Genomic DNA, 25,914 nt, shown 5'->3' with positions numbered 1-25,914 from the left:
TTCCACCGCTAGTGAACGCCAGTTACGCTGGTAGTTATGACAGTTCTACCGGCCGGGGATATCACCGACGCCCGCGGGCGGCCCTTGCATGATTTGCGGATCTCGGTGACCGACCGCTGCAATTTCCGTTGTGTCTACTGCATGCCCAAGGAGATTTTCGGCCGCGATTTCGCCTTCCGCGAGCGGTCCGAGCTGCTCAGCTTCGAGGAGATCGAACGCCTGGCCCGCGTCAGCGTATCCCTTGGCGTTACCAAGCTGCGCTTGACAGGTGGCGAACCCCTCTTGCGCCGAGGCATTACCGAACTGGTCACGATGCTCGCCAAATTGCGCACCCCGGAAGGTGCACCGGTGGATTTGGCGATGACCACCAATGGTTCAGCCCTGCCCAAGATGGCGCAGTCGCTGAAGGATGCCGGACTGAACCGCGTGACCATTTCGCTGGATTCCCTCGATGATGCCAAGTTCAAGGCCATCAACGACGTGAACTTCCCGGTGGCCCGCGTGCTGGAAGCCATCGAGGTGGCCCGCGAGGTCGGCCTGGGCCCGGTGAAAATCAATACCGTTCTCAAGCGCGGGGTCAACGACGATGAAATCCTGGAACTGGCCGAGCACTTCCGTGGCACCGGGGCGATCCTGCGCTTCATCGAGTACATGGATGTGGGCACCACCAATGGCTGGAAGCTTGATGAGGTCTTGCCTTCGGCCGAAGTGGTCTCAATGATCAACGAGCGCTGGGCGCTGGAGCCGGTGACCAAAACCGAGCCGGGCGAAACCGCCAACCGCTGGCGCTACACCGATGGCGCCGGGGAAATCGGCGTGATCTCCAGTGTCACCAATGCCTTCTGCGGCAATTGCTCGCGCTCGCGCGTCTCCGCCGAGGGACAGCTCTACACCTGCCTGTTTGCCGGGTCCGGTTATGACTTGCGCAAGTTGATGCGTGATGGGATCAGCGATGAGGATTTGGCCAAGGCACTGACCGGGCATTGGCGCAAGCGCGATGACAACTATTCCGAGCTGCGCGCCGCGCTGACTCCGGGAAACCGCAAACGCATCGAGATGTCCTACATCGGGGGCTAGAGGCCTTTACTGCGTTTTATTCGCAGTGCGGCGGTTATGGCCTCTTCTGCAACGACCGCATAATTTTCCTTGCTCTGGGACAGAGGTATCGAGTCTTCCCCATACTTGTCGTAAGCGAGTTCTAGTAATTCGTTGGCGTCGCTGAGCCCTAGAGCGTTAACCAAGTGCCCTAAATCAAGAATGCCTTTATCACGCTCGGCCGCCAGCTTCATGGCGGCCAAGGCCTGCAAATCAGCAACTTCGACTGCGGAAAGAATCGAACCCGATGCGAGTAGTAGGCATCGATATTTTCCGTGGCACGATCGATCAGGCCATGAAGAAGCAGGGCCGAGCCGCCGACGACTCTAATTTTCACGCTGAGTCCCCGCTCGGCCAAGCGTCGTTCGAGTTCTGCGAGCAGCTCAACAACTCGGTCTCTCCTCAGGCCTGATCCGCTCATACTGTTCCCAAGCTCCGTTGTCGAATCCAGACGTTCAGTTCTCGAAGTTCTGGAGGCGTTTCAGCGCGAATCAGCTCCTTCATCTTCTCCCCTACTGGGTACACCTTCTCCGAGAGGAACACTGCTTCCGAGGGTCGAGCCATGTCCGCGGCCCACTGCGGGACTGGTGAATTGGTCTGGTTCGAAATCCACTTGGTCACGGCCGCTAGTGCCACTTGGTATTGCCAGTCTTCCAATTCGGGCGACTGTGCCTAGAGAGGGCGCCCTTCAGCGAGGGATTCGGTCGAATATTCAGTGACAAGACGCAGCGCGAACTCGAAATCTTTGGCTTCCAAGGTCTCGCGAAAGCCTTCAGCTATTTCAGCGCCCCGTTCACTAATGATGCGTAGTCCAGGTTCTTCAAATCCAAGTCTCTTTAGAACCCGGAGCACTAGCCCCAAAGCAACCGTCTCTTTCCCCGATTCCAGATCAACGATGAACTTACGCGAAACGCCGACCGAATTTGCCAAGCCGGCTTGAGTCAGACCCAGGACGCCACGTTGGGTCCGGATTCTATCCGCCAGGTTTGCGACAGTGAACGATCGAGGTTTCATATTCAAATAATGTCACCGTACGGTGACATAGTCTAGAAGTACTTGCTGCCTGTTGTTAGCCCATGGATTTCTGTCCATCCAGCGATTCGCGAATGATGTCCGCATGCCCTGAATGCTGGGTGGTTTCGGCGATGATGTGCACCAGGGTCCGGCGCACCGACCAGTGGGTATCGACAAACCATGGGGCCGAGGGCAGCTCGTGCACGGTATCCAGATCCACTTCAGCAAGCAGTTCGTCGGTGCGGGCGGCGATCCGCGCGTAGTTCTCCAGCAACGCGTCGAGGGTATCTCCGGCTTGCATATGGAATTCGTTATGGAAGGCCTCGATCGCTTCGGGCGGCATCTGGCTGAAGTCCGCTCCGTCCCAGGCCATGGCAGCACGGCCCTTGACCATGAATTCCTGCCACTGCTTTTCCACTGCACTGACATGTTTGATCAGTCCGCCGAGGGTCAGCTCGCTCACGGTGGTTCGCTGCTCCGCCTGCTCATCATTCAGGTCCTGGACGGTGAAACGCAGGAAATGCCGTGCGTTGGCCAGAGCCTGGAACAGGTCGGCGCGTTCGCCGGTGAGTTTGGTGTTGGTGATGGCCATGGTGCTCATGATTGCCTCCTGGCATAAGCTGCAGCCGGTATTTCCAGCTGGCAATAACCAGATTAGAAGTGAAAAGTGCCAGTTTCTGTCCTAAATCAAGGCAGACTTATTCCATGAGTACCAGCACCAGATTTTTGCGCTTGCTCTCGTTGTTGCAGACCCATCGTTATTGGTCAGGAGACGAGCTGGCCGAACGCCTCGACGTCAGCCTGCGCACCGTTCGCCGGGACATCGACCGGCTGCGCGACTTGGGTTACCCGGTGCAGGCAGACCGAGGTGTAGGCGGCGGCTATCAACTGGCCTCGGGAACGGCATTGCCTCCCCTGGTGCTCGATGATGAGGAAGCCGTAGCACTGGTGGTCTCATTGCAATCCACCGTGCACGCAGGGGCTTCCGTGCTGGCCGAAGCGGCGCTGCGGGCGATGGGCAAGGTTGTTCCCGTGCTCCCAGCCAGGCTGCGGAAGCGAGCACAGGCATTGACTGCGAGCACTGTCCCGCTCAATTCGCAGTCCCCCGCGCCGGATCCCGTGGATCCTGCGGTACTGGTGGCCTTTGCCCAAGCATGCCGCGATCATGAACGAATCGCCTTCGACTATCAAGACGCCAAGGGAGCCAAGAGTTCGCGCAGGGTTGAGCCGGCCCAGCTGGTGAATGTGGGCAACCGATACTATCTGGTGGCATTTGATCTGGGTCGCGATGATTGGCGCAGCTTCCGTGTGGACCGCGCGCAAAACCCGTCACCTAGGGCATTGCGGTTTACGCCCCGCGTTGTACCCGGCGGGAATGCGGCCAGCTTCGTTCGCGCAGGCTTGCGCGGCAGCGGGCAGCAAGATGTGAGTGCCCGGATCCATGCCAGTACCAAGGAGTTGGAACCGCTGATCGGCCGCTGGTTCCAGATCGAGGAAATCGACGACAACAGCAGCCTGGTACGCACCGAGAACATGAACCTGAACTGGGCCGCGTTTGGACTTGCGATGAGCCGGGCCAAAGTCAGCGACGTCCAGCCAGCAGAACTGCACACGCTCCTCGATTCTTGGATGGAGAATCTCAGCTCCTGATTGCGAAAGTTGTGAGATGCAACAAAAACCGCCTTGAGAATGGCTTGCAAGGCGACCCCGGGGAGTATAGTCGCTGGCGTGCTGAACGCATTCAAATCATTAGGATTAAAGCTTTCACTAGAGAATACTTAAAGATTTAACCATCAGCATGGTCATATTGATCAACATTGAGGCCCCTCCGAAGGCCCTTGCAATCGCGCCGAACACTCCTCTGAAAGGCTGATTCATGACCCCTGCCGACTTTACCTCTGACGCGCAAACAATTCTTCCTGAACTAGTCGAGCTGCGCCGTGCTTTGCATGCGGATCCCGAGCTCGGCCTCGATCTGCCTCGAACCCAGCAAAAGGTGCTCGACGCCCTCGAAGGACTGCCGCTGAAAATCACTACCGGCACCCGAACCAGCTCGGTCACCGCAGTGCTCCGTGGAGCGCTATCCGGCCCGACTGTCCTGCTTCGCGGCGATATGGATGCCTTGCCCATCGTCGAAGAAACCGATCTGGACTTCGCTTCTGCCAACGGCAACATGCACGCCTGCGGGCACGATCTGCATACCGCCGGTCTGGTTGGCGCGGCAAAGTTGCTGTCGGCTCGGCAGAATGAACTTCATGGCTCGGTCATCTTCATGTTCCAGCCAGGTGAAGAAGGACACGGCGGCGCAAAGATCATGCTCGAAGAGGGGCTGCTCACCGCAGCCGGCGAACCTCCGGTTGCCGCGTACGCGATCCATGTGGGCCCCGGTCCGCGAGGACTCTTCGCCACTCGCGGCGGCCCTGTCGCCGCTGGTTCCAACCAGCTGACAGTGAAACTGCAGGGACGCGGCGGGCATGGCTCGCAACCACACCAGACCTTGGATCCAGTTCCCGCGGCGGCAGAACTCGTGCTGGCGTTGCAGAGCTTCGTGACCCGACGCTTTAACGCCTTTGACCCGGTGGTTCTTTCGATTACCCGGCTGTCCACCGGAGACGGCGCGATCAACGTCATTCCGGAAAGCGTCGAGCTGACCGCCACCATCCGCACCATGTCCCACGAATCGCTGGCTGTCCTTGAAGAGGGGCTGCCACGAGTCATCAACGGTGTGGCAGCGGCCCACGAACTCACCGCAGATATTAGTTTTGAAACGCTGTATCCGGTGACCGTGAACGATCCGGCTGAGACCGAAGCGGCACTGGAAACGATGCGCGAAGTCTACGGCGAACAGCGCGTGGCAGTCATGCCGTCGCCGATGATGGGCTCCGAGGACTTCGCATTTGTACTCGACGAGGTTCCGGGAACCTTCATCGGACTGCTCACCTCCCCGCCTGAAATGAAGGCCGAGGAGATCGAATGGAATCACTCCCCACGCGTCATCTTTGATGACCAGATCCTCGGTGATCAGGCGGCGGCTCTGGCGGCCATCGCGTTCAAGCGCACCGCCAGCTGACTATGTGCGCTGCGCGCTAATTCTTGAGAATTACAGTGGTTTGGGTTCCTGCATACTCAAACCCAGCGCGCAGCGCGGTTCTGATGGACGCGATGTTGTCGACGTGCACACGCCATTGAGAAATCAAACCGGCGTCTAGTGCATGCTTTTGGGCAATTGCGACGGCTTGGGATCCGAGTCCGGTCCGGCGACTGGCGGGTGACACGAGCGCTCCGAGATGGGCCACGGCTTCTTCCCACACATCGTAGCCAGCACCAGCCAAAGGCACCGGTTCCTTCTCAGAATCGCTGAGCAAGGTAAAGGTATTTTCCATCGCGCTCAGGCCGACTTCTGCGGTGTCTTCGGGTGGGCAGGCTGCTTCGAGCGCAACGGCATGCGCTCGCGCACGGCTGACCTTTGCTTTCGGCGTTGTCAGTGTTGGCGCTGAATCGCTGTAGTACAGTTTCGCTTCCCCGAGAGGCCGCCCGCCATAGGGAGTACTGAGCTCCAACAGTTTGGCGTGACTGACCAGGTCCGTATCAGGAAGGTTTCGGCCAGCCTCAATCGCCCAAGATGGGCCCAACAAGATCCCGGTTCCGAACAGAGAAACGAACATGAGCACGGCGCTGTCGTTCTTTTCGCGATAAATGCGTCCCTCTCCCCGCGCCAAGGCTTCTGCCGATACGCCCAGGATCGATGCCCAGGATTGCCGGATAATCGCGATGGTGTCAGATTGAAGCGTCATGCCGAAAGACTACCGGACTTCGCGCGAGCGGCCTCGACATGGCGGCGGGAGGGTATCGCCTTAGCAGCAAACACGATCGCCAAAACATCCAAGGCGATGATAGAAATCAGTGTCCCATGCGCCACCAACCACATGAGGTTTGAGTGTGGGAGCAATAGTGAGGGATCCACCAGCGCACTGGTTTCCATGCCATTAATCGTTTCACTGTCAATGCCTTGCCACAACTTGTAGAAGATGACGAAGCAAAAATTCAGCACCAACAGAACCAACGCTGTGAGAGTTCCGAAAACATTGCGAATCGGAATTAGCATTCAAAACCTTCCAGCAGTGCTTCAGCGGTTATATTTTCTAACCAAAAATAGGCATGGATTGCCAGCAGCACTTCGTCCACTGTTTGTTCAGTTGCCGGCGCATCGCGGAGAGTGAGAACTGCACTGGTGACACTCGAAATCGCTGAGTTGAATTCGTCCCTGTCGACCTCAACAGCATAATGCGAAAGTAAGTAATCAAGCGTCAGATTGCGTAGTTCTGATCCAGAAAGATACTTCTGTACCTTGTATCCCAGCGCACTTTGCATCGACACGGTCGAGGTCTCTACGTCCGGAAGCGGAAGACATTGCTGGCGAAGCCTGGACAGCAAGAACTCGTCGCGCGGAACTTCTCCCGGCACCACTTCCCTGTAGTCAGACCTATTCGCGTTTTCAATTCGTGGCATGAGCTAGACAGTATTTGGTCTACAGTCCGACCCATTCGGAGCTGCCAGAAGTGAAGTGCTGCTTCTTCCAGATGGGAACCTCAGCCTTGATCCGCTCGACGAGGTTTTCGATCGCGTCGAAAGCTTCCTTGCGGTGTGCGGCGGCCGAGGCGGCCACCAAAGCAGCATCGCCGATCTTCAGCGGACCCACGCGATGCACGGCGGAAAGCTTCAGGCCCGTGCGTTCTTCTTCCTCAGCGATGATCTTCTCAAGGAAATCCTGTGCTTGCGGATGGTGTGAGTAGTCCAAGGAGTTCACCGACTGGCCACCGTCGTGGTTGCGGATGATTCCGTGGAAGAGCACCACGGCGCCGGCGGTATCGGACTGCACGGCATCGCGGACCGCGGCCTCGTCGATGGGTTCTTCGGTGATCAGCGCGTAGCTCATGAGCGGGCTCCTTCGGTGTGTGCGGGTTCAGCCAGCAGCTGCGGGGCCACCTCGGCCAGCGCGGGAAGCCCGCCTTCAAGATAATTGGTTGTGATGCCCCGAGAGGCAAGCAAGGATGCTGCGCGTTGCGAACGCGGACCACGAGCACAGTAGACCGTCACTTGTTGGGGAATCTGGTCCACATCTGCGCCGGATTCGATGGCCGCTTCCAGATCTGGCAGCGGTAGATGCAAGGAACCGGCAATGTGCTGCTGCGCGCGTTCATCATCATTGCGCACGTCCAGCAAGACTGGAGCGTCGGTTCCGGCCAGCAATTCGGCGAGCGCCGTCGCGTCGATGCCTTGGGCTTCGGGCAGTGCTCCGGAGCAGAAGAGCACGTAGTCGATCAGCTCCGTGACCTCGGCGCCTTCCGGGTCCCGGGCGAATTCGAGGGTCCGGGTGCTGGCGGCCAGTGCATCGTAGATCAGCACCTTGCCCACCAGCGGGGTGCCGATTCCAGCGATGAGCTTCAGGGCTTCTGTGGCCAACAGCGAGCCGATGGTTCCGCATAGTCCAGGCAGTACTCCCCCGGCGGCGCAGTCGGGCACGGTTCCCGGGGCCGGTGGTACAGGGAAGAGATCGCGGTAGCCAGGCCCATGCTCATGCCAGGCCACGGACACTTGTCCGTGGTGTTGCAGGATGGATCCCCAGATCAGCGGTATGCCCGTGAGCTGGGCTGCGTCATTGGAGAGGTACCGGGTCGGGAAGTTGTCACTGCCGTCGATGACCAAGTCATAATTCGCAAAGATCTGAAGCGCGTTGGATGAATCCAGGCGCAGGTTGTGCTCGATGATATGCACATTGGGGTCCAGCGCCGTGGCGGCTTGGGCCAGGGAAGTGGTCTTGGCAAGACCAATATTCGCGGTGGTGTGGGTGACCTGGCGGTGCAGGTTGGATAGCTCCACTACGTCGTCATCAACGATGCCGATGGTGCCTACCCCGGCTCCCACTAGATAAGGGACGCTGGCGCTGCCCAGTCCCCCGGCACCAACGACCAGTACACGGGCGGCGGCGAGCCTGCGCTGCGCGGTCTCATCAAATCCTGGCAGGCTCAGTTGGCGCGCGGCTCGTGCAGCCTGATCGGCGCTGAGTGCTGGCCCGGGGGCTACAAGCGCGGGAACGTCGCGTTCGCTTTTCATCGTGCTCCTTATCGCTGTGGCGCGATAGCATGAAGTCATGTCGAAGATTACGATACGCTACTTCGCCGCTGCGGCGGCGGCAGCGGGCTGCGAGCAAGAGAGCTGGGAACGCCCGCCAACGCTTGCGGCCCTGCGTAGTGAACTGATCGATTCCTACGGGCCGGAAATGGCACAGGTTTTGCGTGCCGGCAGTTTCCTGATCAACGGCGTGGTGCGCCGCGATGCCGGCGAGCTGGCCTCAGCCGAAGATCTTACGGTGGACGTGCTGCCGCCATTTGCTGGCGGATAACCGATGACCTGCACCCTGGAAAACCATCGCGCCGAACTTGAGGCGCTGCTAGCTCCTGTCTTCGCTTCGCTAGATACTGACGTGCTTTCGGTGCTCAGCCCTGAAGCCTGCGATCGAGTCCTCAGCGAAGATGTGTATGCCCGGTTGCCAATCCCTGCCTTCACCAATTCGCAGATGGATGGTTATGCGGCGCGCAGCTCGGACCTGACTCACGCGGCGCCTGGATCCCCTGTCGCATTACCCCTCGGGGTCACTGCCGCTGCTGGCGATCCGCAGATCACCCTAGCTGCCGGTACTGTCAGCCCGGTGATGACCGGTGCGATGATCCCAGATGGTGCCGATACTGTGATCCCGGTAGAAGAGTCTGTAGCGGGCCGCTTCCCGGAATTAGTCCGAGCGCACCAAGGCACCCCGACCGGGCACGCGCAATTCACCGCGCCCAGCGAACCTGGTCGCTTTATCCGTCTTGCCGGCGTTGATCTTGAAGCCGGAGCATTGGTGGCCAAGGCCGGAACCAGACTGACCCCAACCATGATCGCTGCATTGATTTCCAGCGGAGTGCGGGATGTTCCAGTACGCCGCGCACTGAAGGTCGCGGTATGCACTACCGGCGATGAGCTCAGCGATGGCGGGCTCTCCCAAGGCCAGATCCCGGATTCGAACTCCCCCATGCTTTCTGCGTGGTTGCGCCGTTATCAGGTGCAGGTGCGGACCCTGCAACTACCCGATGATCCTCAGCGCTTCGCCCTGGCTATTGATGCGTTGCAGGAGCAGGTTGATCTGATTCTGACCGTGGGCGGTATCAGCGCCGGAGCCTACGAGGTAGTCCGCCAAGCGCTCGCCCCCGTAGGCGGTTCCTTCCACCATGTGGCTCTCCAGCCTGGCGGCCCCCAAGGTTTTGCCAAGCTGCCCCACGCCGCGGTGCTCTGCTTCCCGGGTAACCCGGTCAGTGCGCTGCTCTCTGCCGAACTATTCCTGGCGCCGCTGCTGCGCAAGCTCAACGCCCTGCCAGAGCCCGTCGCCCAGCACTATCCGCTGGCAGCCGATATCACCTCGCCTAAGCACAAGCATCAGGTTCGCCGGGCGGTGATCCGTGAGGGACAAGTGGAAATCCTGGATCCCGGATCCCACTTGGTTCATGACCTGGCCTGCGCCGATGCGCTGGTACATATCCCGGTGGGCCTCAGTGAACTGAGCGCCGGTACGCAAATTGAAACTTGGAGCATGAATGTCTGAAAAACTTACTCACCTGCGTGAAGATGGCAGCGCCCATATGGTCGATGTCAGCGATAAGGCAGTAACCAAGCGTGTTGCTACCGCCGAAGCCATCTTTGCCACCCGCGAAGATGTGGTTCCGATGCTGATGACCGGCAACTTGCCCAAGGGTGAAGCGCTGGGCACCGCCCGAGTTGCCGGCATCATGGCAGCCAAGCGCACCTGGGAACTGGTTCCGTTGTGCCACCCGTTGCCGATCTCAAAAGTCTCCATCGACTTCGAGGCACAAGATTCTGCAGTACGGGTCATCGCACAGGTGACGACTAAGGGTGTCACCGGGGTGGAGATGGAGGCGTTGACCGCAGCCAGCGTAGCTGCGTTGACCCTGTATGACATGGTCAAAGCCGTGGACAAGCACGCCGAGGTGCGCTCGGTAAAGGTTTTGGCGAAGTCTGGCGGCAAGAGTGGCGACTGGGTTCGTGAAGACTAATCGGACAGCCGGCGTAGTGGTCGCTTCGACCAGCGCTGCCGCCGGAACTGCTGAAGATAAAACTGGCCCACTGATCAGCCGGTGGTTGCGTGAGCGCGAGTTCCAGGTAGTTGAGCCTGCGGTCGTGGCCGATGGACAGCCGGTACGTGACGCCGTTCAAGAAGAACTCACCTCCGGCGCCTCGGTGGTGATCGTGACCGGTGGCACCGGGGTCTCTCCTGATGACCAGTCCCCCGAAATGGTGGAGCCACTCTTGGATGTGCAGCTTCCTGGAATCATCGAGGCCATTCGCCGTCGTGGCGAGGCGTCCACTGCACTGTCGATCATCACCCGCGGGGTGGCTGGCTTTGCCGGTGAGACTTTTGTGATCACCCTGCCCGGTTCAACCGGCGGGGTTAAGGACGGGCTGGCCGTATTGGATACTGTTTTGGAGCATCTACTTACGCAGCGAAGCGGTGGCTCCGGCCACGGACCACGCTAAACCACACGAATTACTTTGATCAGGAAGTCTGAAGCATGAGCGTCGAACCCGGAATCTACCAACACTTCAAAGGGCAGCGTTATGAAGTGCTGGCCGTGGGCAAACACAGCGAAACCGAAGAGCCCTTGGTCTTCTACCGCAAGCTCTATGATGACTACAGCTTCTGGGCCCGACCGCTGGAGATGTTTACCGAGCACGTCGAGCGCGGTGGTTATAGCGGGCCGCGGTTCGCGAAGGTGGCTTAGGTTTCGGACATGGATTCAATCAATCCATCATGAAGGCACCGCTGGCTCCGCCCGCCATAAACCTACAAATCTACTTGTCGCAAAACTCGATCTAGCGGTACCGAATCATTGAAAAGTACGGCTTGTACTCGCCTTTGTAATACTTGCAGATTGTCGAGCTCACGATCTTTTTCTTTTGCACGCTCAGTCCCGCAATTCTGGTTAGCGTAGTCGCCTGGCATTGCGCTTTGGTATCAAAACTGCTCACCCAGTAGTGGTCGTATGCCTGTGCCGGGGACGCTGATAGTAAAATCCCTGCACTTAGCCCCACCGTAGCAAGTACAGAAACAATCCGTGACTTAGTCTTCAAGATCCTGCTCCTCACATCGAAAATACGCACAACCAGATTAACGCCTTCGAATTCAGCAAGTCAACGCTGATGAATAATTGCTATTTCTGTACCCCGAACTAATCCGCGATCTCCTGCTACGTGTTATGGATGACGCAATTCCTTTTGTTCGAGCTATTAGTTACAGATCGTTGTCGGCCTCGTTGTAGCGTTTCAGTGCCAAAACGAAGTCGCTAATTTGCTCTTCGCTCCAGCCTTCCAAGCGTTCGGTCACCGCAGCGCGGTGTACAGCAGCCGATGCATCAAGGCGTTCCTGACCAAGTTTGGTTAGTTCTAGAACGCGCCCTCGTCCCGCTTCGGAATCGTCGTAGACCGCATAGCCCAAGTCCAGCAACGTCCCCACTTGCCGAGAGACAGTTGAGCGGTTCAACGCGAAGGCTTCGGCGATGTCGGTAGCGCGTGTGCCGGGGGTATCGGCGATGAATCGCAGCAGTGAATGCTCCACCATACTCAGAGGCTCAGCCAATTGTCGTGCGCGCGAGTTGGCGCGTCGCGTGATCATTTGCATGTGGTGATAGACCGATTCGATATCTATCTCTCGTCGTTCCCCGCTCATAGCACCGAGTCTAGTACGTGGCCCACAACTCAAGACAATTTGTTGCATTATGCAACACAAGCGGTATTCTTAAAACATCATGACTGCCACCGATACCACCGCACCTAGCACCCCAGCCGCCAAACATTCCAATTCCGCACCGCAAAAAACTGCTGCGGCCAAGCCCGCTCCGAAGGGTTGGGGCAAGCTGGCGCGAACTATGCTGATCCCGTTCTTTTTGTGCGCGATCATGGGCTTGTTCTACCTCGGCGCTTTCCATCAGCCAACACCGCACAACGTGCAGGTGGCAGTAGTTGGAGACTCAGCGGCTACCAAGGTCTTTGCCCAGACACTGCAGGATGAATCGGACGGGGCACTGAACGTGCGCACTGTCGACAACGAGGAATCCGCCAAGGCATTGGTAGAGAATCGCGAAATCGTGGCAGCCTACGAATCCACCAAAGATTCAGCCACCCTCTACGTTTCAAGTGCAGCGTCGGAGACCTCAGACAACGTAGCCCAAAAAGTTTTCATGAACGTTGCCTTTAAACAGGGTCAGCCGTTCCAAGTCAACGACGTGGTTCCAACGGGTGACAATGACACCAGCGGGCAGGGTCTGTTCTTCTTACTGGTCGCCTTGAGCATCGGTGGTTATGCCAGCGCGGTCCCACTGGCCGGCTTCATGGGAAAGGTTAGGCTGCCCGTTCGCTTTGCCATGGCAGCTGTTGCAGCAGCGGTAATTGCAACCATTGCGGTGGTCGTCGCTGGTCCGATTTACCAGGTAATCGAAAACCATTTCGCCAACATTTGGCTGATCTCGTGGGTGTACGCAGTCTCAATCATCATGCTGGGCATGGGCCTACACCCATTGCTGCGCCATTGGACCACTCCGATTTTGACCATGTGCTTTGTGGCGCTGAACTTCACTAGCTCCGGCGGCATTTTCCAGCCAGCCATGCAGCCTGGATTCTTCGGAGCACTGAATACCTTCTGGAATGGTGCCGGATGGTTGCACGCGGTACAAACTTTGGTGTACTTCCCTGAACAGGGAATCGGCATGGATATTCTGCGACTGATCCTGTGGCTAATCCCCGGTATGGCGCTGATGTGCGCGACTCACGCATGGAGCGCCCATAACACTCGCCTGGCCAACGAAAACGCAAAAATTGAAGAAGTAGAACGGACCGTGGCAGCGTAGTCCGCTTCCTACCGATACTCGTCGCCAGTCATTCACCGCACGGTGAGCTACTGGCGACGTTTTTATTTGCCGATAGTCAATTGGCTCGTCACATGCGAGCGAACATCCAAGAGTTCATCTGCGTTGATTCCGTGCGCCAAGCCTGGATAAGTGCGCTCGGTCAAGGTGGAATGTTGTGGCAAGAACTGAGTTGTCCGATCAATGGCCACCGGAGCAATAACTTGGTCCTGCTGGCCTCGGCCCCAAAAGACACCCGGACGCTGCTCAGCAAGAATCTCGTCACCCGGCTGGTCGGCGCCGAGCACAAATCCGCCGAGAATCGTCGTTGCAACCACACGCTCGGGACGGGTACGTAGTAGTTGACTGGCCATCAGTCCGCCCTGCGAGAAGCCGATGGGAATGATCTTGATGTCAGGGTCAAGGTTCGCCTCTACCCAGCCCCAAATCATGTCGGTTGCCAGTTCCACGGGCGCCGCATCAGGCGCACCGGGAGTGGTGATTTGGAACCATGCTGCACCTCCATGCCCCAGTTCTAACGGCGCGCGGAGTGAGGCCCAAGGCAGTCCTAGGTCCAGCGGTTCAGCCAAGGTACTCAGGTCATGCTCGTTAGATCCAAAGCCGTGCAAGAAGAGCACGATCGCCCCGGATTCAGGATTACTACTCCATTGCGCACTGCGCACATCGTCAAGTTGCCGAGCCATGCTTAGGCGCACCCCTGTGTGATCGTTGGGAAATCTTTCTAACTCAGCATAACTCATTTAGTTGAAGCTACAAGTAAATTCTCCCCCGCTCATTACCCCGACCCCCCGGAGTTGTAGACAGAATCCACAACAACTGTGATCATGATCACTAACTACTCACCGGTAACGATGGGTAGTCCATCATCACTTCCACCGAAGGACATCATGCAACGACGCATTTTCTCCGGACTAGCCGCGCTATGCCTGGCTGCAGCTACGTTTGGCGCACCCGTGATCTCACCAATTTCCGGAAATTCCGCTCAAGCCCAGAGCACCAGCACCGCTTCGCTAAACATCAGCCCCTTGGGCGCGAATGACTGGAATTGCGAGCCCAGCGCGAAGCATCCGCGTCCGGTAGTCCTGGTCCACGGAACTTTTGAAACCATGGCCGATAATTGGCTAACCCTTTCACCAACGCTCAAGGCCCAAGGCTACTGCGTTTACGCCCTGAACTACGGCCTTGAAAGTGGCCTTCCGGGCACCGGCGATATCAGGAAATCAGCGGCACAGCTGGGCGACTTTGTCGACAAGGTACGCGCAGCGAGCGGTGCTTCCAAGGTCGATATGGTCGGGCACAGCCAAGGAGGGATGATGCCTCGCTGGTATATGGGACATCTGGGTGGGGCGAAGTACGTGAATGACTTTGTTGCCATCTCCCCTTCGAGCCACGGCACCCAAGGTGTCATTGTCCCTTCCAGCACAGGAATGACACTGATCAACGTTGTCGGCGCTGTTGCTTGCGACGCGTGTATGGATCAGGTAGCCGGCAGCGAATTCCTCACCGAGTTGAACTCGATCGGCGATACGGTCAAAGGACCTGATTATACCGTCATTGCTACGAAGTACGACGAAGTTGTCACCCCGTACCGCTCCCAGTTCCTCGACGGCCCCCCGGAGCATGTCACCAACATCCTGATCCAAGATAAATGTCCACTGGATCTATCTGGACATGTCGGGATCAACCACGACCCGGTAATGCACCGGCTAGTACTCAACGCACTGAGCACCGAAGGGCCGGCGGACCGGGCCTACCGCCCATCGTGCACGATCTAATTAGCGACTAGAAGCCAAGGCTTCGCGCACCTGCGTGGCGGCCTGATGCAGCGCGGGCAGGATGGCTTGTGCCGCTTCGTTAGCTGATTGCTCGCTGGCCGGATGTACACTCATCGACACGTTCATGGCGGCAGCCACCGTACCGTCGGCGTTGTAGATCGGAACCGCCACCGAGCGCAGCCCAATTTCTAGCTCTTGATCAACCACTGCGTAGCCCTGCGTGCGGATCTGTTCCAGTTCCTCGCGCAGGGCTGCTGCCGTCTTGATACCCAGCCCGGTGCGCGAGGCAAAACCTTCGGCGAGAATTTTCTCGCGAAGTTCTTCTGAGCCGAAGGCCAATAGCACTCGGCCCATCGAGGTATTGGCCGCTGGGAATCGGGTGCCCACCGAGATGCCAACGCGCATAATCGATCGGGTATGAACCCGAGCGATATACACAATCTCAGAGCCATCAAGCACCGACGCGGAGGCGGACTCATGCACCTTGGCCGACAAGTCCTCCAGCACCGGCTCGATCAGCTGGGGCAAGGTGGCGCTGGAGAGATAGGAGTAGCCCAACTGCAGCACCTTGGACGTCAATTCAAAGTGCTTCCCGTCCGAGCGCACGTAGCCCAGCTCCTGCAAGGTCAGTAGGAATCGGCGGGCGGTGGCGCGCGAGAGTTCGGTGCGCGCGGCAACCTCGGACAGGGTCATCGAAGCATGCTCCGCGTCAAAGCAGCTGATCACTGCCAATCCGCGGGCCAGGGACTGGACCGATGTTGAAGGTGTTGCCTGCTCGCTCACCATACTCCTTGCACACACTGATTAGAGGGGACTCCCCACTAATCTACTGTGTCTCTAGGCCCAGGTCAGTTCTACCGGGACCTTCGCCTGCAATTCATCAAAGCTGATGCCGTGCACCGAGCGGACAAAAACCTTGGAATCGCGCAGCTCAAAGACGGCCACCTCGGTGTAAATCCGCGAAACGCAGCCCAGCCCGGTGACCGGATAACTCAGGGTTTTTACCAGTTTCGATTCGCCGGTCTTGGTGAACAGACTCATCATCACCCAGGTCGCCTTGGCCCCGATGGCCAAATCCATGGCGCCGCCGACGGCCGGAATCGCACCCTCGGCTCCGGTGTGCCAGTTGGCCAAATCGCCATCTTCGGAAATCTGGAAGGCGCCGAGCACACAGACATCCAGGTGGCCGCCGCGCATCATCGCGAAGGAATCGGCATGGTGGAAGTAGGCGGCTCCTGGCAGTTCGGTCACCGGGATCTTGCCGGCGTTGATCAGGTCCTCATCGATGTCCTCGCCCCTAGCCACCGGTCCCATGCCGAGCATGCCGTTTTCGGTGTGTAGGGTGACTCCCTGCTGCGCGGTGAGGAAGTTGGAGACGTTGGTCGGCTGGCCGATGCCTAGGTTCACGAAGGCTCCGGCGGGAATATCGCGGGCTACCAATTGCGCCATTTCATCGCGGGTCAATTTGTCTTCGGTGGTGCGCGTTTCAGTCATTATTTTTCTCCTCCAAGAGCTACCACGGTGTCCACATAGATCCCCGGGGTGATCACATGTTCCGGATCGATGCTTCCGACCTCGACCACTTCATCCACCTGCACGATGGCTGCCTTGGCGGCGGTGGCCATGATCGGGCCAAAGTTCCGCGCGGTCTTGCGGTACACCAGGTTGCCAAAGGTGTCGGCCTTCAGCGCCTTGATCAAAGCGAAGTCGGCGTGGATCGGCGTTTCCAAAACGTAACCCTTGCCGTCAATCACACGGGTTTCCTTGCCTTCAGCCAGTAGGGTTCCATACCCGGTAGGGGTGAAGAACCCGCCGATGCCGGCCCCGGCAGCGCGGATGCGCTCAGCCAGGTTGCCCTGCGGAACTAGTTCTAGCTCGATCTCGCCGGCGCGGTAGGCCTCATCGAAGTGCCATGAGTCGGACTGGCGCGGGAAGGAACAGATGATCTTCTTGACCCGGCGTTCCTTGATCAGCAGCGCCAGACCCGCATCGGCTTGACCGGCGTTGTTATTGACCACGGTCAGGTCGGTGGCGCCGCAATCCATGAGCGCGTCAATGAGCTCCATGGGCTGGCCGGCATTGCCGAAGCCGCCGATCAGGATGGTCGAGCCGTCACTGATTTCTGCGACAGCATCGGCCACTGAGCTGGCAATACGTGGTGCCATGATGAAGTCCTTTCGAAGCTACTTGGTAGCGTTGACGTTTTCGATGACCACGGCAAGGCCCTGGCCCACGCCGATGCAGATGGCAGCCAGCCCGTAGCGCTCGCCGGTTTCTTCTAGGTGGCGGGCTAGGGTTCCCAGAATGCGAAGGCCGGAAGCTCCCAGCGGGTGGCCGATGGCGATCGCTCCACCCCAAGCGTTGAGGATTGTTGGGTCAATATCCCAGGCGCGGATGCAGGCCAGTGACTGGGCCGCGAAGGCTTCGTTCAGTTCAACCGCGGCGATATCCGACCACTTCAGGCCAGCCTTGGCCAGGGCCTTATTGGCGGCCTCGACCGGGGCGAAACCGAAGAACTGCGGCTCCAGGGCAAAGGCGCCATTGGAGACGATGCGCGCGATAGGTTCCTGCCCTAGCAGCTCGCCGCCCCTTTCCGAACCGATGAAGGCCGCCGAGGCGCCGTCATTCATTGGCGAGGCATTGCCTGCGGTGACGGTGGCGCTCTCTCCGGTGCGGAAGACGGTGCGAAGCTGCGACAGGGCCTGCGCGGTGGAGTCGGCGCGGATGGACTCGTCGCGAGTGACCTCACTACCGCGCTTGGTGGCCGGTGGCACCGGCACCACCAGGTTGTCATACTTGCCGGCATCCCACGCGGCGGCTGCCTGCTGGTGCGAGAGGGCGGAGAATTCGTCCTGGTCTTCGCGGGAGATGTTGTGTTTTTCGCGCAGCTGCTCGGTGGCCTCGCCCAGCGAGACGGTCCACTCGCCCGGCATGGCGGGGTTGACCAGGCGCCAGCCCAGCGTGGTGTTGGCCAGTTCCAGGTTGCTCACCGGGAAGGGGCGTTCGGTTTTTGGCAGCACCCATGGGGCGCGGCTCATCGATTCCACGCCGCCGACCAGAATCAGGTCGGCATCGCCGGTGGCGACCTGGCGGGAAGCTGCGATCGAGGCATCCAGCGAGGAGCCGCAGAGGCGGTTCATGGTGGTGCCGGGCAGCGAAGTGGGAAGCCCGGCCAGCAAGGTGGCCATGCGGGCGACATTGCGATTTTCCTCGCCGGCGCCATTGGCGTTACCGAAGATGGATTCGTCGATCCTGTTCACATCAAGCTTGGGCGAACGGGCTACCAGTTCACGCACCACGTGCGCGGCGAGGTCATCGGGCCGGTGACTCGATAATGCTCCGCCGATCTTGCCGAAGGGGGTGCGAATTGCGTCGTACAGGTACGCCTGCTGCATAGTCTCACTGCTCCGTTGCTGAAGGATGTTCACGATGTGAACTTAAGTTCGTGATATGAACTTTATCAGTCGCTGCAAACTCAATCAAGAGATTCTCAAAAAGTTCACTCAACGAACACTGGTGCGCATTGCGAAATTAGTGCTAGGATCACCACTGCGTGCAATGAGTCACGCATCACATTTGCATGATCTCAAAGGGGCGACTCATGTCTTCGGCAACAGCTGAAACTCAACAACGTAAGCTCGGCGGCTGGATCGCCGCCTTATGCTTCTTCATCGTGGTCTTTGAGGGATACGACATTGTCGCCCTGGGCGCCACCATCCCGGTGCTGACCGATCCAGGCGTTGGCGGATTCAGCGTCAGCGAAATGAACTGGGTTAATACCTTTTCGCTGATCGGCGTCGGAGTTGGCGCGGCAACCATGGGGCGGTTGGCCGACCGCTTTGGACGGCGCCGACCGTTGCTGATTGCCGTGCTCGTCTTTTCGGTGTTCACCCTGCTCTTCCCGTTCCTGCCCAGCGCTTTCTTGATGGGGCTGTTCCGGTTTATCGCCGGTCTTGGCCTTGGTGGTTGCATGCCGGTAGCCCTGGCCTTAATGCAGGAGAACGCTCCAGTGGGGCGGCGTGCACTGGCCAATAACCTGCCGATGGTCGGCTACCACCTCGGCGCGGTGTTGGCCTCGTTGGCTGGCAAGGCCGCCGGGGTGCACTGGTCCGTGCTGTACTTCCTAGGTGGCGGGCTGGGCCTGGCCTTACTGGCTTTGCTCTGGTTCAAGCTTCCCGAAAGCGAAGTTGTTTCAAGCAGTGAACGCACCTCGATCTCCGATGTACTCAAGCCGCAATATCTACGCACCTCGATCGGTTTATGGATTGCCGCATTTATGGGTCTGGTCCTGGTTTACGGACTGAACGCCTGGCTGCCCAAAATCATGGGCGCCGCTGGCTACCCGGTCGCCGACTCGCTAACCATGCTCTTTGTGCTGAATCTAGGCGCAATCGCAGGCCTATTCATTAGCGCCTATGCTGCCGATTCCAAGGGGATCAAACTCGTCTCGCTCATCTGGTTCGCCGCTGCTGCAGTACTGCTTCTGGTGCTGGCGATACCTTTTGGAAGCCAGGCGCTTCTGACCGCAGTCCTCTTTGTCACCGGCGTATTCGTCTTCTCCGCCCAGTGCCTGATGTACGCCTTCGCCGGGCACGTTTACCCACGCAATTTGGTGGCTACCGGCATCGGTCTGGCCTCGGGCATCGGCCGCTTTGGCGCCATCATCGGCCCATACATCACCGGTTTGATGGTCGCCTCCGGTACCGCCTACCCGGGCGCATTCTTCCTCTACGGTGGTGCGGCGCTGCTGGCGGTTCTGGTTATTGCCCAGATCCCGAAGCCACAGCGTGGTTAGAGTTGTTCCATGGCCAATTCTCCTAGCGGGGATTCAATGCTGGACCGCCTGGTGCGGATCCTTGATTCCTTTGACGCGAATAATCCTTCATTAAGCGTCAGTAGTCTGGCCCATCGCGCCGACATCCCGAAAGCAACGATGTACCGGTTGCTTGATGAGCTGGTCAGCCATGACTTGCTGGCTCGGGATAACTCGGGAAACGTTCGGCTGGGCCTGCGACTTTGGGAGCTCGCCAACAGAAGCGCGACCACGCAGGATTTACGCACCGCCGCGATGCCGTTCATGGAAGATATCAATCAGCTCATCGGGCAGAACACCCAGTTATCGGTCCTGCACCAGGATGAAGTGCTGATTATCGAGCGGCTTTCGCGCCCAGGTTCGGTCGTCAACCAGGCCAATGTCGCGGGCCGCATGCCGGTGCATCGCACGTCCATGGGCATGGCCTTGCTGGCGTTTTCACGCCCAGAGGTCATTCACGGTTTCTTAGAACGGCACAGGGAGTTGATGGCCGCCACCCATCCGAATTTTCGGGCCGAAATGGCGGAGATACGACGCAACGGTTTTGCTTCCTTTGATGGATTCATCGATCCGGAAACCACGGGAGCGGCAGCCCCCATCCTTGATGAGTCGGGTTACCAAATTGCTGTGCTTTCAGTGGTGGTTCCGCGTGAGTCCGATACTTTGCAGTCGGTGGCACTAGCCTTGCGCACCGCAGCGCGCGGCATTTCCCGCGCGCTGGGCGCTAGGTCTTAACGATAGTTCGGCACGCTATTTCACGCGGAATACGTCGATGCGCACACCTTCTGGCCGGCGTTCTCCGGTGCCCAGAAAGAGCATCCGATTCATCCAGGCATATGGCCCAGATTCGTCGGCGGACAGTGACGGGACGCAGCGGAAATACACTCGGCGTGGATCCACGTGCTCGCCGGCCATCATGCTGGCTAGGTCCTGGGCAGTAGCTACGCGCATCGCACGGTTTTCCACCAGAATTCGATGCCCGTCATGCAGCTCCAACACGTAGTTCGCTTCCAACAACCCAAGGTCTTCGCTTGGGTAGCGTTGGAAATCTGCGCCGGCATCCAGCACTCGACCGGAAATTCCGGGGCCTGAAACCGTACCGCCACGAATCGGCGCCACCCTGCGCATCCCTTGCGCAGTGGTGCCGATGGTGATGGTTTCGCTGACTTCGACTTCGATTGATGCCACAAATTCCAAGGCCGGCGGGGTTGGGTAACGCACTTTGATAAGTCCTTTCCGAGTTGCCACCGATGTTACCTAGGTGGTCAATTATTCGACCAGAACCAGGCATATTTCTCATTCAATGAGACCGTTGCTGTCTGCGAGGTCACACTCATCGCACACTTGATGATGTTTCATTCGCACACAGACAGGTGGACCCATGGCAAAGACGCCACGCATCCTGAAAACCAAGGTTGGCATCATCGGTGGCGGTCCCGCCGGCCTGATGCTCTCTCATCTGCTTTCCAAATCAGGCATCGAGAACATCGTGGTGGAGATGCGCGATCACGAAACGATCCGCAATACCCATCGCGCCGGCATCCTCGAAGCTCAAGCAGTCAAAATGCTCACCGAGACTGGGGTGGATGGACGGGTCCTCACCCATGGCGATGAGCATGCCGGCATCGACCTGCGCTTCAACGGTGAATCCCACCCGCTGGACTTCCGCGATCTGGTGGACGCCACGGTCACCCTGTATGCGCAGAACGAGGTGTTCGTCGATCTGGCCGCCGCCCGGCAGCGCGATCAGGGAGATGTGCGCTACGGCTGCGAAGTCACACAGATCCTCGATATGGAAACCTCCACCCCGAAGTTCCGCTTCACCGACGAGACCGGCGAACAATTTGAAGTGCACGCCGATGTGATCGTAGGCGCTGACGGCTCGCGCTCCTTCGCCCGCCGCCAGATGCCCGAAACCCTGCGCCAAGAATTTAAGGTCACCTACCCCTTCGCCTGGTTCGGCATTCTCACCGAGGCACCAAAATCTGCACCGGAACTGATCTATGCCAACTCGCCCCATGGTTTCGCACTGATCTCGCAGCGCAGCGAATCCGTGCAGCGCATGTACTTCCAATGCGACCCCAATGAAGACGTGAACGCGTGGAGCGATGATCGCATCTGGACCGAACTGCAAAAGCGCGTGGACGGGCCGGATAACTTTCAGCTGAAGACCGGGCCGATCTTCGACAAGACCGTGCTGGGATTCCGTTCCTTTGTCCGCGAGCCACTATCCCACGGCCGAATGTTTTTGATCGGCGATGCCGGGCACACGGTTCCGCCCACCGGTGCCAAGGGACTGAATCTAGCCTTCGCAGACGTCAAAGTGCTCTTTGAAGCGCTGGATTCCTTCTTCTCCACCGGCAGCGACAAACTGCTGGAAGGCTATTCGGATCTGGCCCTGAAGCGGGTCTGGAAGGCGCAAAACTTCTCCTACTGGATGACTTCCATGTTGCACACCCCGGTGGGCGGCGACCCGTTCATGGCCAAGCGAGCACTGGGTGAATTGGATACCGTCACCTCCTCGCGCTTCGGACAGCAATACCTCGCCGAGTCCTACACCGGCTGGCCCCACGCCTAATTCGCACCCCCGCCAATTTTCAGAAAGGAGCCGACATGAGCGCCAACACCAATGCACTGGATCCCGCAGCCACCACGGCCACGCAGGAAGATATCAGCGCCGAAATCTCCAGCATCCATGAGGACTACCGCCAGCAGCTGCTCTCCGGCAAAAAAGCCGAGACCCAGCCTCGCGTGGACTTCGCACCGTACCGTTCATCGTTGCTGCGCCACCCGACCAAGAACCTGCACCACGCGGATCCCGAAACCATTGAGCTGTATTCCCCGGCCTTCGGGCAGCGCGACGTCCACGCCCTGGAATCGGATTTGACTATCCAGCACAATGGCGAGCCGATCGGCGAGCGCATCGTGGTCTCCGGCCGAGTGCTTGATGGCGACGGCCGCCCGGTGGCCGGGCAGCTGGTGGAAATCTGGCAGGCCAACGCCGCCGGCCGCTACGTGCACAAGCGTGATCAGCATCCAGCCCCGATCGACCCGAATTTCACCGGGGTGGGCCGGACGATCACCGGAGCCAACGGCGAGTACTCCTTCACCACCATCAAGCCGGCACCGTACCCATGGAAGAACCACCACAATGCGTGGCGTCCGGCACATATCCACTTCTCGCTCTTCGGCACGGACTTCACCCAGCGCATGATCACCCAGATGTACTTCCCGGGCGATCCGCTCTTCGCGCTGGATCCGATCTACCAATCGATCACAGATCAGGATGCGCGCGACCGTCTGGTGGCCGCCTACGACCACTCGATCACCTCCCACGAATGGGCCACCGGCTACAACTGGGACATCGTACTGACCGGATCTAACCGCACCTGGATGGAAGAGGAAGAGGGCGAGCACTAATGTCCAAGGCTCCAGAACTGACACTTGCGCCCACCCCGGGTCAGACCATCGGCCCGTTCTACGGCTACGCGCTGCCCTATGAGAAGGACAACGAGCTGGTCAACCAGGCTCATCCTAACTCCGTGCGACTGCACGGGGTGGTCTATGACGGCAAGGGCGAAGTCATTCCCGACGCGTTGCTGGAAATCTGGCAGGCCGATGAAGACGGCAATGTGGTTTCGCGCGAAGGCTCGCTGGTTCGTGATGGCTACACCTTCACCGGCTGGGGACGCACCGCGGTGGATAACGTCGGCCACTACACCTTCACCACTTTGAACCCTGGCGCCACCGAGCCAGGCAAAGCGCCGTTCATCATGCTCACGGTGTTCGCCCGCGGTTTGCTCAACCGGCTGTTCACCCGGATCTATCTGCCAGAGGACACCGCCGCGCTGGCCAACGATCCCCTGCTGGCATCGCTGACGGAGGCAGAGCGCAAAACACTGATTGCGACCCGCGAAGCGGACGGATCCTTGCGCCTGGATATCCGTTTGCAGGGCGAGGAAGAAACAGTTTTCCTTTCCTACCCGCGCGAAGGCTAGAGTTCAAGACGGAGAGCTCAAACTTATTCAGTAAAGAATCGAGGGACATGATGGACGGCGCAGACTACGGCGTATTGGCTCCAGCGTGGGCTGGCACCGCGGCTGCTTCGCTGTCCAGCGACACCGCCTTTGTGCAGGCCATGCTGGATGTCGAGGCCGCTTGGGTGCAGGTCCAGGCCGATGCCGGTTTGTGCAGCTCCAAGGATGCGCAGGCCGTTCACGCGGTGGCCAGCGCCCAGCGCTACGACCTGGCGCTGTTGGCCTCGAAAACTCCGGATGGCGCCAACGCGTTGATCCCGTTGCTGGGCATGATGCGCGAGCTGCTCGCCCACGATGGTGCCCCCGCGTCCGCGAGCACGGCGTTGCACCGCGGCGCGACCAGCCAGGACATTATCGATACCGCGCTGATGCTTGTCCTATCCAAGACGCTGGCCCAGGTGCAGGCCGATCTATGCAGTACCGCCGACGGACTCGCAGCCCTGTCCCAGGCACACCGCCAGACGGTCTGCATCGCCCGGTCACTGACCCAGCACGCATTGCCCACCACTTTCGGCTGGAAAGCGGCCAGCTGGCTTTCGGCGATTCTGGATGCCGAAAAGCAGCTGGAGACAGCATCACTGCAGCTGCGGTTGCAGTGGGGTGGCGCGGTAGGAACCCTGGCCTCCCTGGAACAATTCCTGGCCGGCAATCACACTGCCGCAACCACCAGCGGGCAGCTCAGCTCCCAGTTGGCCGAGCACTTGGGCCTGCAGGATACGGGGGCACCGTGGCACACCAACCGCATGCCTATCCTCCAACTCGGCTCCGCCCTGGGCGCAGCCATTGCCGCACTGGGCACCTTCGGCGCCGATGTGCTCACCGCTTCGCGTCCGGAAATCGGCGAACTGTCCGAACCTCGCGAAGCAGGCAAGGGAGGGTCCTCGGCTATGCCGCAGAAGCAGAACCCGGTGCGCTCGGTGTTGCTGCGCAACGCCGCTTTCAGCTCCCCCGGTTTGCTCTCAACGCTCTTCACCGCCGCCGGCACCGCGGTGGATGAACGCCCCGACGGCGGCTGGCACGCCGAGTGGAGCGCCCTGCGCGAATTGGCCCGCCTTGCCGCGGGCGCGGCATTCCATGGATCGTTCCTGGCCAATGGCCTGAGCGTGAATCTTCCAGCCATGCAACGCAACCTCGCCTTGGGCGGGGACGCTGTGCTCTCCGAGCGCTTGGCTACCGTGTTGGCCCCGCTGGTGGCCGGTGGCAAACCTGCCATCCAGGCCCTCGTGCGCCGCAGTTTGAACGAAGAGCTCCCCCTCCGCGAACTGCTGCGTGCCCAGATCCCCGCGCAAGACCTCAGCGATGCCGAGCTGACCGAACTTTTTGATCCCGAAGGCTACCTCGGTGCCGCGGATCGCTTCACCGCAACCGTATTGGCCGAGTACTCGGCACGGAAGGAACTATGGCAGTCCCAGAACTAACTCCGTCGCTACTTCACACCAATAGCGAACTCCCCACCCTCATCGCAGGCCCATCGCTGGGCACCGCGGCCCTGCCTTTGTGGGGTCCGGCTGTTCCATATCTCAAAGATCATTTCCAGGTCATCGCGTGGGACCTGCCCGGGCACGGTGCCAGCAAGCCCTCGAGACAAGAGTTCACGCTAGCCGAGCTCGCCACCGGCGTCACCACCATGGTCGAGGCCCTGCGTTCTAACGGTGTGATTGCCGATGGCAGCAAGCTGTTCTACGCGGGAGTCTCGGTGGGCGGCGCCACCGCACTGCAGCTGGCCGTGGATCATCCCGGCTTCTTCAACGCCCTGTCCTCGATCTGCTCCGCGGCCAAAATTGGCACGCCCGAGGGTTGGACCGAGCGGGCGGAACTCGTGGCGAAGGCCGGAACCCCCACCATGGTTGCAGGCTCCGCGCAGCGCTGGTTCGCTCCCGGGTTCATCGAGAAGGAGCCAGAGATTTCAGCAAGCTTGCTGCACAGCCTGCAGGATGCAGACCGCTTCGCCTACGCCCACGTCTGCGGCGCCTTGGCAGGTTTCGACGTGCGCGAGCAACTGTCTACCGCGACCGATCCGATCTTGGCAATCAACGGCGCACAAGATGAGGTGTGCCCGCCGGCCGACGCGCAGTTCATCGAACAGCACGCGCCCAAGGGCCAGGCTGCCATTGTGGAATCCGCGGGCCATTTGGCTCCCGCCGAAGCTCCAGAAGAGACTGCAGCACTACTCGCCGATTTCTTCCTCACCAGCTAGAAAGGCAACT

General features: G+C 59.4%; 33 protein-coding genes. 17 read left to right on the top strand and 16 right to left on the bottom strand.

Annotated features, from left to right (window positions below; translation table 11 throughout):
* Positions 1–36 precede the first annotated feature (36 nt).
* On the top strand, positions 37–1,077 hold the full coding sequence (moaA, locus tag D3791_RS10530) for a GTP 3',8-cyclase MoaA (protein ID WP_022875549.1): 1,041 nt from the start codon (positions 37–39) through the stop codon (positions 1,075–1,077).
* Here moaA and D3791_RS16770 read toward each other — a convergent pair.
* From D3791_RS16770 to D3791_RS10515, 4 genes are all read right to left on the bottom strand, one after another.
* A complete protein-coding gene (locus tag D3791_RS16770) occupies positions 1,074–1,289 on the bottom strand; it encodes a hypothetical protein (RefSeq protein WP_246242021.1) in 216 nt (71 codons plus the stop codon). The genes moaA and D3791_RS16770 overlap by 4 nt on opposite strands.
* Positions 1,286–1,516, bottom strand: coding sequence for a DUF6036 family nucleotidyltransferase (locus D3791_RS16765; protein WP_246242018.1), 231 nt, complete (start codon positions 1,514–1,516; stop codon positions 1,286–1,288). The genes D3791_RS16770 and D3791_RS16765 overlap by 4 nt, the downstream gene beginning before the upstream one ends.
* A 251-nt stretch (positions 1,517–1,767) precedes the next feature.
* Positions 1,768–2,109: a helix-turn-helix domain-containing protein gene (locus D3791_RS16760; RefSeq protein WP_343034535.1), complete on the bottom strand. Its 342-nt coding sequence runs from the start codon at positions 2,107–2,109 to the stop codon at positions 1,768–1,770.
* A gap of 55 nt (positions 2,110–2,164) precedes the next feature.
* Positions 2,165–2,710: a DinB family protein gene (locus D3791_RS10515; RefSeq protein WP_022875547.1), complete on the bottom strand. Its 546-nt coding sequence runs from the start codon at positions 2,708–2,710 to the stop codon at positions 2,165–2,167.
* 104 nt (positions 2,711–2,814) lie between these two features.
* On the opposite strand from D3791_RS10515, the gene D3791_RS10510 reads away from it, so the two are divergent.
* The gene (locus D3791_RS10510; RefSeq protein WP_172512154.1) at positions 2,815–3,759 is read left to right on the top strand and encodes a helix-turn-helix transcriptional regulator; all 945 of its coding nucleotides are present in this window, start codon (positions 2,815–2,817) and stop codon (positions 3,757–3,759) included.
* A 226-nt stretch (positions 3,760–3,985) separates the two neighbouring features.
* Positions 3,986–5,179 carry a M20 metallopeptidase family protein gene (locus D3791_RS10505; protein WP_172512153.1) on the top strand — a complete coding sequence of 398 codons (1,194 nt, stop codon included), beginning with the start codon at positions 3,986–3,988 and terminating at the stop codon, positions 5,177–5,179.
* Positions 5,180–5,195: 16 nt separating this feature from the next.
* Here the strand turns inward: D3791_RS10505 and D3791_RS10500 are convergent, their stop codons facing one another.
* From D3791_RS10500 to D3791_RS10480, 5 genes are read right to left on the bottom strand one after another with little or no spacing between them, the layout of a single operon-like run.
* A complete protein-coding gene (locus D3791_RS10500; protein ID WP_172512152.1) occupies positions 5,196–5,903 on the bottom strand; it encodes a GNAT family N-acetyltransferase in 708 nt (235 codons plus the stop codon).
* On the bottom strand, positions 5,900–6,214 hold the full coding sequence (locus D3791_RS10495) for a hypothetical protein (protein WP_172512151.1): 315 nt from the start codon (positions 6,212–6,214) through the stop codon (positions 5,900–5,902). The genes D3791_RS10500 and D3791_RS10495 overlap by 4 nt, the downstream gene beginning before the upstream one ends.
* Positions 6,208–6,618: a hypothetical protein gene (locus D3791_RS10490; protein WP_172512150.1), complete on the bottom strand. Its 411-nt coding sequence runs from the start codon at positions 6,616–6,618 to the stop codon at positions 6,208–6,210. Before D3791_RS10490 ends, D3791_RS10495 begins: the two co-directional genes overlap by 7 nt.
* Positions 6,619–6,637: 19 nt before the next feature.
* Positions 6,638–7,045: a molybdenum cofactor biosynthesis protein MoaE gene (locus D3791_RS10485; RefSeq protein ID WP_022875540.1), complete on the bottom strand. Its 408-nt coding sequence runs from the start codon at positions 7,043–7,045 to the stop codon at positions 6,638–6,640.
* Entirely contained in the window at positions 7,042–8,223 is a 1,182-nt protein-coding gene (locus tag D3791_RS10480) for a ThiF family adenylyltransferase (protein ID WP_172512149.1), read from the bottom strand. Before D3791_RS10480 ends, D3791_RS10485 begins: the two co-directional genes overlap by 4 nt.
* A gap of 37 nt (positions 8,224–8,260) precedes the next feature.
* On the opposite strand from D3791_RS10480, the gene D3791_RS10475 reads away from it, so the two are divergent.
* Genes D3791_RS10475 through D3791_RS10455 form a run of 5 tightly spaced genes read left to right on the top strand, consistent with a single transcriptional unit; the run spans position 8,261 to position 10,943 of the window.
* Complete coding sequence (locus tag D3791_RS10475; RefSeq protein ID WP_172512148.1) at positions 8,261–8,512, top strand: MoaD/ThiS family protein; 252 nt, start codon at positions 8,261–8,263, stop codon at positions 8,510–8,512.
* Positions 8,513–8,515: 3 nt separating this feature from the next.
* Positions 8,516–9,748, top strand: coding sequence for a molybdopterin molybdotransferase MoeA (locus D3791_RS10470; RefSeq protein WP_172512147.1), 1,233 nt, complete (start codon positions 8,516–8,518; stop codon positions 9,746–9,748).
* Positions 9,741–10,217: a cyclic pyranopterin monophosphate synthase MoaC gene (gene moaC / locus D3791_RS10465; RefSeq protein ID WP_022875536.1), complete on the top strand. Its 477-nt coding sequence runs from the start codon at positions 9,741–9,743 to the stop codon at positions 10,215–10,217. The genes D3791_RS10470 and moaC overlap by 8 nt, the downstream gene beginning before the upstream one ends.
* Complete coding sequence (locus D3791_RS10460) at positions 10,207–10,698, top strand: MogA/MoaB family molybdenum cofactor biosynthesis protein (RefSeq protein ID WP_172512146.1); 492 nt, start codon at positions 10,207–10,209, stop codon at positions 10,696–10,698. Before moaC ends, D3791_RS10460 begins: the two co-directional genes overlap by 11 nt.
* A gap of 35 nt (positions 10,699–10,733) precedes the next feature.
* On the top strand, positions 10,734–10,943 hold the full coding sequence (locus tag D3791_RS10455; protein WP_172512145.1) for a DUF1653 domain-containing protein: 210 nt from the start codon (positions 10,734–10,736) through the stop codon (positions 10,941–10,943).
* A 509-nt stretch (positions 10,944–11,452) separates the two neighbouring features.
* Here D3791_RS10455 and D3791_RS10450 read toward each other — a convergent pair.
* Positions 11,453–11,887, bottom strand: a complete 435-nt coding sequence (locus tag D3791_RS10450; protein ID WP_172512144.1) for a MarR family winged helix-turn-helix transcriptional regulator — start codon at positions 11,885–11,887, stop codon at positions 11,453–11,455.
* A 79-nt stretch (positions 11,888–11,966) separates the two neighbouring features.
* Between D3791_RS10450 and D3791_RS10445 the strand changes: the two genes are divergently transcribed.
* A complete protein-coding gene (locus D3791_RS10445; protein WP_172512143.1) occupies positions 11,967–13,064 on the top strand; it encodes an ABC transporter permease in 1,098 nt (365 codons plus the stop codon).
* Between the two features lie 62 nt (positions 13,065–13,126).
* Here D3791_RS10445 and D3791_RS10440 read toward each other — a convergent pair whose 3' ends face one another.
* Positions 13,127–13,765: an alpha/beta hydrolase gene (locus D3791_RS10440; RefSeq protein ID WP_172512142.1), complete on the bottom strand. Its 639-nt coding sequence runs from the start codon at positions 13,763–13,765 to the stop codon at positions 13,127–13,129.
* Between the two features lie 204 nt (positions 13,766–13,969).
* Here D3791_RS10440 and D3791_RS10435 point away from each other — a divergent pair, with 204 nt between their 5' ends.
* Positions 13,970–14,857, top strand: a complete 888-nt coding sequence (locus D3791_RS10435; protein ID WP_172512141.1) for an esterase/lipase family protein — start codon at positions 13,970–13,972, stop codon at positions 14,855–14,857.
* On the opposite strand, the gene D3791_RS10430 is transcribed toward D3791_RS10435, so the two are convergent.
* From D3791_RS10430 to D3791_RS10415, 4 genes are read right to left on the bottom strand one after another with little or no spacing between them, the layout of a single operon-like run.
* Entirely contained in the window at positions 14,858–15,643 is a 786-nt protein-coding gene (locus D3791_RS10430) for an IclR family transcriptional regulator domain-containing protein (protein WP_172512140.1), read from the bottom strand.
* A gap of 51 nt (positions 15,644–15,694) precedes the next feature.
* Complete coding sequence (locus D3791_RS10425) at positions 15,695–16,351, bottom strand: 3-oxoacid CoA-transferase subunit B (protein WP_172512139.1); 657 nt, start codon at positions 16,349–16,351, stop codon at positions 15,695–15,697.
* Positions 16,351–17,022: a 3-oxoacid CoA-transferase subunit A gene (locus tag D3791_RS10420; RefSeq protein WP_172512138.1), complete on the bottom strand. Its 672-nt coding sequence runs from the start codon at positions 17,020–17,022 to the stop codon at positions 16,351–16,353. Before D3791_RS10420 ends, D3791_RS10425 begins: the two co-directional genes overlap by 1 nt.
* Before the next feature lie 18 nt (positions 17,023–17,040).
* On the bottom strand, positions 17,041–18,252 hold the full coding sequence (locus D3791_RS10415) for a thiolase family protein (protein ID WP_172512137.1): 1,212 nt from the start codon (positions 18,250–18,252) through the stop codon (positions 17,041–17,043).
* Between the two features lie 206 nt (positions 18,253–18,458).
* On the opposite strand from D3791_RS10415, the gene D3791_RS10410 reads away from it, so the two are divergent.
* Together D3791_RS10410 and D3791_RS10405 are read left to right on the top strand one after the other, a co-directional pair.
* Entirely contained in the window at positions 18,459–19,652 is a 1,194-nt protein-coding gene (locus tag D3791_RS10410; protein ID WP_172512136.1) for an MFS transporter, read from the top strand.
* Between the two features lie 9 nt (positions 19,653–19,661).
* Positions 19,662–20,405, top strand: a complete 744-nt coding sequence (locus D3791_RS10405) for an IclR family transcriptional regulator (RefSeq protein WP_172512135.1) — start codon at positions 19,662–19,664, stop codon at positions 20,403–20,405.
* A 15-nt stretch (positions 20,406–20,420) separates the two neighbouring features.
* Here the strand turns inward: D3791_RS10405 and D3791_RS10400 are convergent, their stop codons facing one another.
* Complete coding sequence (locus tag D3791_RS10400; RefSeq protein ID WP_172512134.1) at positions 20,421–20,891, bottom strand: DUF3237 family protein; 471 nt, start codon at positions 20,889–20,891, stop codon at positions 20,421–20,423.
* Positions 20,892–21,051: 160 nt separating this feature from the next.
* Here D3791_RS10400 and D3791_RS10395 point away from each other — a divergent pair, with 160 nt between their 5' ends.
* From D3791_RS10395 to D3791_RS10375, 5 genes are read left to right on the top strand one after another with little or no spacing between them, the layout of a single operon-like run.
* Positions 21,052–22,248, top strand: a complete 1,197-nt coding sequence (locus tag D3791_RS10395) for a 4-hydroxybenzoate 3-monooxygenase (protein WP_172512133.1) — start codon at positions 21,052–21,054, stop codon at positions 22,246–22,248.
* A 35-nt stretch (positions 22,249–22,283) separates the two neighbouring features.
* The gene (gene pcaH, locus D3791_RS10390; RefSeq protein WP_172512132.1) at positions 22,284–23,090 is read left to right on the top strand and encodes a protocatechuate 3,4-dioxygenase subunit beta; all 807 of its coding nucleotides are present in this window, start codon (positions 22,284–22,286) and stop codon (positions 23,088–23,090) included.
* Complete coding sequence (gene pcaG, locus D3791_RS10385; RefSeq protein WP_172512131.1) at positions 23,090–23,668, top strand: protocatechuate 3,4-dioxygenase subunit alpha; 579 nt, start codon at positions 23,090–23,092, stop codon at positions 23,666–23,668. The genes pcaH and pcaG overlap by 1 nt, the downstream gene beginning before the upstream one ends.
* A gap of 47 nt (positions 23,669–23,715) precedes the next feature.
* Complete coding sequence (locus D3791_RS10380; protein WP_246242012.1) at positions 23,716–25,125, top strand: lyase family protein; 1,410 nt, start codon at positions 23,716–23,718, stop codon at positions 25,123–25,125.
* On the top strand, positions 25,107–25,904 hold the full coding sequence (locus D3791_RS10375) for an alpha/beta fold hydrolase (protein ID WP_172512130.1): 798 nt from the start codon (positions 25,107–25,109) through the stop codon (positions 25,902–25,904). Before D3791_RS10380 ends, D3791_RS10375 begins: the two co-directional genes overlap by 19 nt.
* The last annotated feature ends 10 nt before the right edge of the window (positions 25,905–25,914 follow it).

Source organism: Glutamicibacter mishrai (genome assembly GCF_012221945.1).
GTDB classification, from domain to species: domain Bacteria; phylum Actinomycetota; class Actinomycetes; order Actinomycetales; family Micrococcaceae; genus Glutamicibacter; species Glutamicibacter mishrai.
The sequence above is the reverse complement of the archived record's forward strand: the minus strand, read 5'-3'. Positions and strand labels throughout refer to the sequence as shown.

Coding starts and splice junctions, on each gene's coding strand:
- D3791_RS10415 (WP_172512137.1), bottom strand. CDS start 18,252: ATGCAGCAGGCGTACCTGTACGACGCAATTCGCACCCCCTTCGGCAAG.
- moaC (WP_022875536.1), top strand. CDS start 9,741: ATGTCTGAAAAACTTACTCACCTGCGTGAAGATGGCAGCGCCCATATG.
- D3791_RS10405 (WP_172512135.1), top strand. CDS start 19,662: ATGGCCAATTCTCCTAGCGGGGATTCAATGCTGGACCGCCTGGTGCGG.
- D3791_RS10380 (WP_246242012.1), top strand. CDS start 23,716: ATGATGGACGGCGCAGACTACGGCGTATTGGCTCCAGCGTGGGCTGGC.
- pcaH (WP_172512132.1), top strand. CDS start 22,284: ATGAGCGCCAACACCAATGCACTGGATCCCGCAGCCACCACGGCCACG.
- D3791_RS10505 (WP_172512153.1), top strand. CDS start 3,986: ATGACCCCTGCCGACTTTACCTCTGACGCGCAAACAATTCTTCCTGAA.
- D3791_RS16760 (WP_343034535.1), bottom strand. CDS start 2,109: ATGAAACCTCGATCGTTCACTGTCGCAAACCTGGCGGATAGAATCCGG.
- D3791_RS10375 (WP_172512130.1), top strand. CDS start 25,107: ATGGCAGTCCCAGAACTAACTCCGTCGCTACTTCACACCAATAGCGAA.
- D3791_RS10440 (WP_172512142.1), bottom strand. CDS start 13,765: ATGGCTCGGCAACTTGACGATGTGCGCAGTGCGCAATGGAGTAGTAAT.
- D3791_RS10430 (WP_172512140.1), bottom strand. CDS start 15,643: ATGGTGAGCGAGCAGGCAACACCTTCAACATCGGTCCAGTCCCTGGCC.
- D3791_RS10410 (WP_172512136.1), top strand. CDS start 18,459: ATGTCTTCGGCAACAGCTGAAACTCAACAACGTAAGCTCGGCGGCTGG.
- D3791_RS10480 (WP_172512149.1), bottom strand. CDS start 8,223: ATGAAAAGCGAACGCGACGTTCCCGCGCTTGTAGCCCCCGGGCCAGCA.
- D3791_RS10490 (WP_172512150.1), bottom strand. CDS start 6,618: ATGCCACGAATTGAAAACGCGAATAGGTCTGACTACAGGGAAGTGGTG.
- D3791_RS10450 (WP_172512144.1), bottom strand. CDS start 11,887: ATGAGCGGGGAACGACGAGAGATAGATATCGAATCGGTCTATCACCAC.
- D3791_RS16765 (WP_246242018.1), bottom strand. CDS start 1,516: ATGAGCGGATCAGGCCTGAGGAGAGACCGAGTTGTTGAGCTGCTCGCA.
- D3791_RS10515 (WP_022875547.1), bottom strand. CDS start 2,710: ATGAGCACCATGGCCATCACCAACACCAAACTCACCGGCGAACGCGCC.
- pcaG (WP_172512131.1), top strand. CDS start 23,090: ATGTCCAAGGCTCCAGAACTGACACTTGCGCCCACCCCGGGTCAGACC.
- D3791_RS10420 (WP_172512138.1), bottom strand. CDS start 17,022: ATGGCACCACGTATTGCCAGCTCAGTGGCCGATGCTGTCGCAGAAATC.
- D3791_RS10495 (WP_172512151.1), bottom strand. CDS start 6,214: ATGCTAATTCCGATTCGCAATGTTTTCGGAACTCTCACAGCGTTGGTT.
- D3791_RS10470 (WP_172512147.1), top strand. CDS start 8,516: ATGACCTGCACCCTGGAAAACCATCGCGCCGAACTTGAGGCGCTGCTA.
- D3791_RS10500 (WP_172512152.1), bottom strand. CDS start 5,903: ATGACGCTTCAATCTGACACCATCGCGATTATCCGGCAATCCTGGGCA.
- D3791_RS10510 (WP_172512154.1), top strand. CDS start 2,815: ATGAGTACCAGCACCAGATTTTTGCGCTTGCTCTCGTTGTTGCAGACC.
- D3791_RS10485 (WP_022875540.1), bottom strand. CDS start 7,045: ATGAGCTACGCGCTGATCACCGAAGAACCCATCGACGAGGCCGCGGTC.
- D3791_RS10475 (WP_172512148.1), top strand. CDS start 8,261: ATGTCGAAGATTACGATACGCTACTTCGCCGCTGCGGCGGCGGCAGCG.
- D3791_RS10445 (WP_172512143.1), top strand. CDS start 11,967: ATGACTGCCACCGATACCACCGCACCTAGCACCCCAGCCGCCAAACAT.
- D3791_RS16770 (WP_246242021.1), bottom strand. CDS start 1,289: ATGAAGCTGGCGGCCGAGCGTGATAAAGGCATTCTTGATTTAGGGCAC.
- D3791_RS10395 (WP_172512133.1), top strand. CDS start 21,052: ATGGCAAAGACGCCACGCATCCTGAAAACCAAGGTTGGCATCATCGGT.
- D3791_RS10435 (WP_172512141.1), top strand. CDS start 13,970: ATGCAACGACGCATTTTCTCCGGACTAGCCGCGCTATGCCTGGCTGCA.
- D3791_RS10455 (WP_172512145.1), top strand. CDS start 10,734: ATGAGCGTCGAACCCGGAATCTACCAACACTTCAAAGGGCAGCGTTAT.
- D3791_RS10425 (WP_172512139.1), bottom strand. CDS start 16,351: ATGACTGAAACGCGCACCACCGAAGACAAATTGACCCGCGATGAAATG.
- moaA (WP_022875549.1), top strand. CDS start 37: ATGACAGTTCTACCGGCCGGGGATATCACCGACGCCCGCGGGCGGCCC.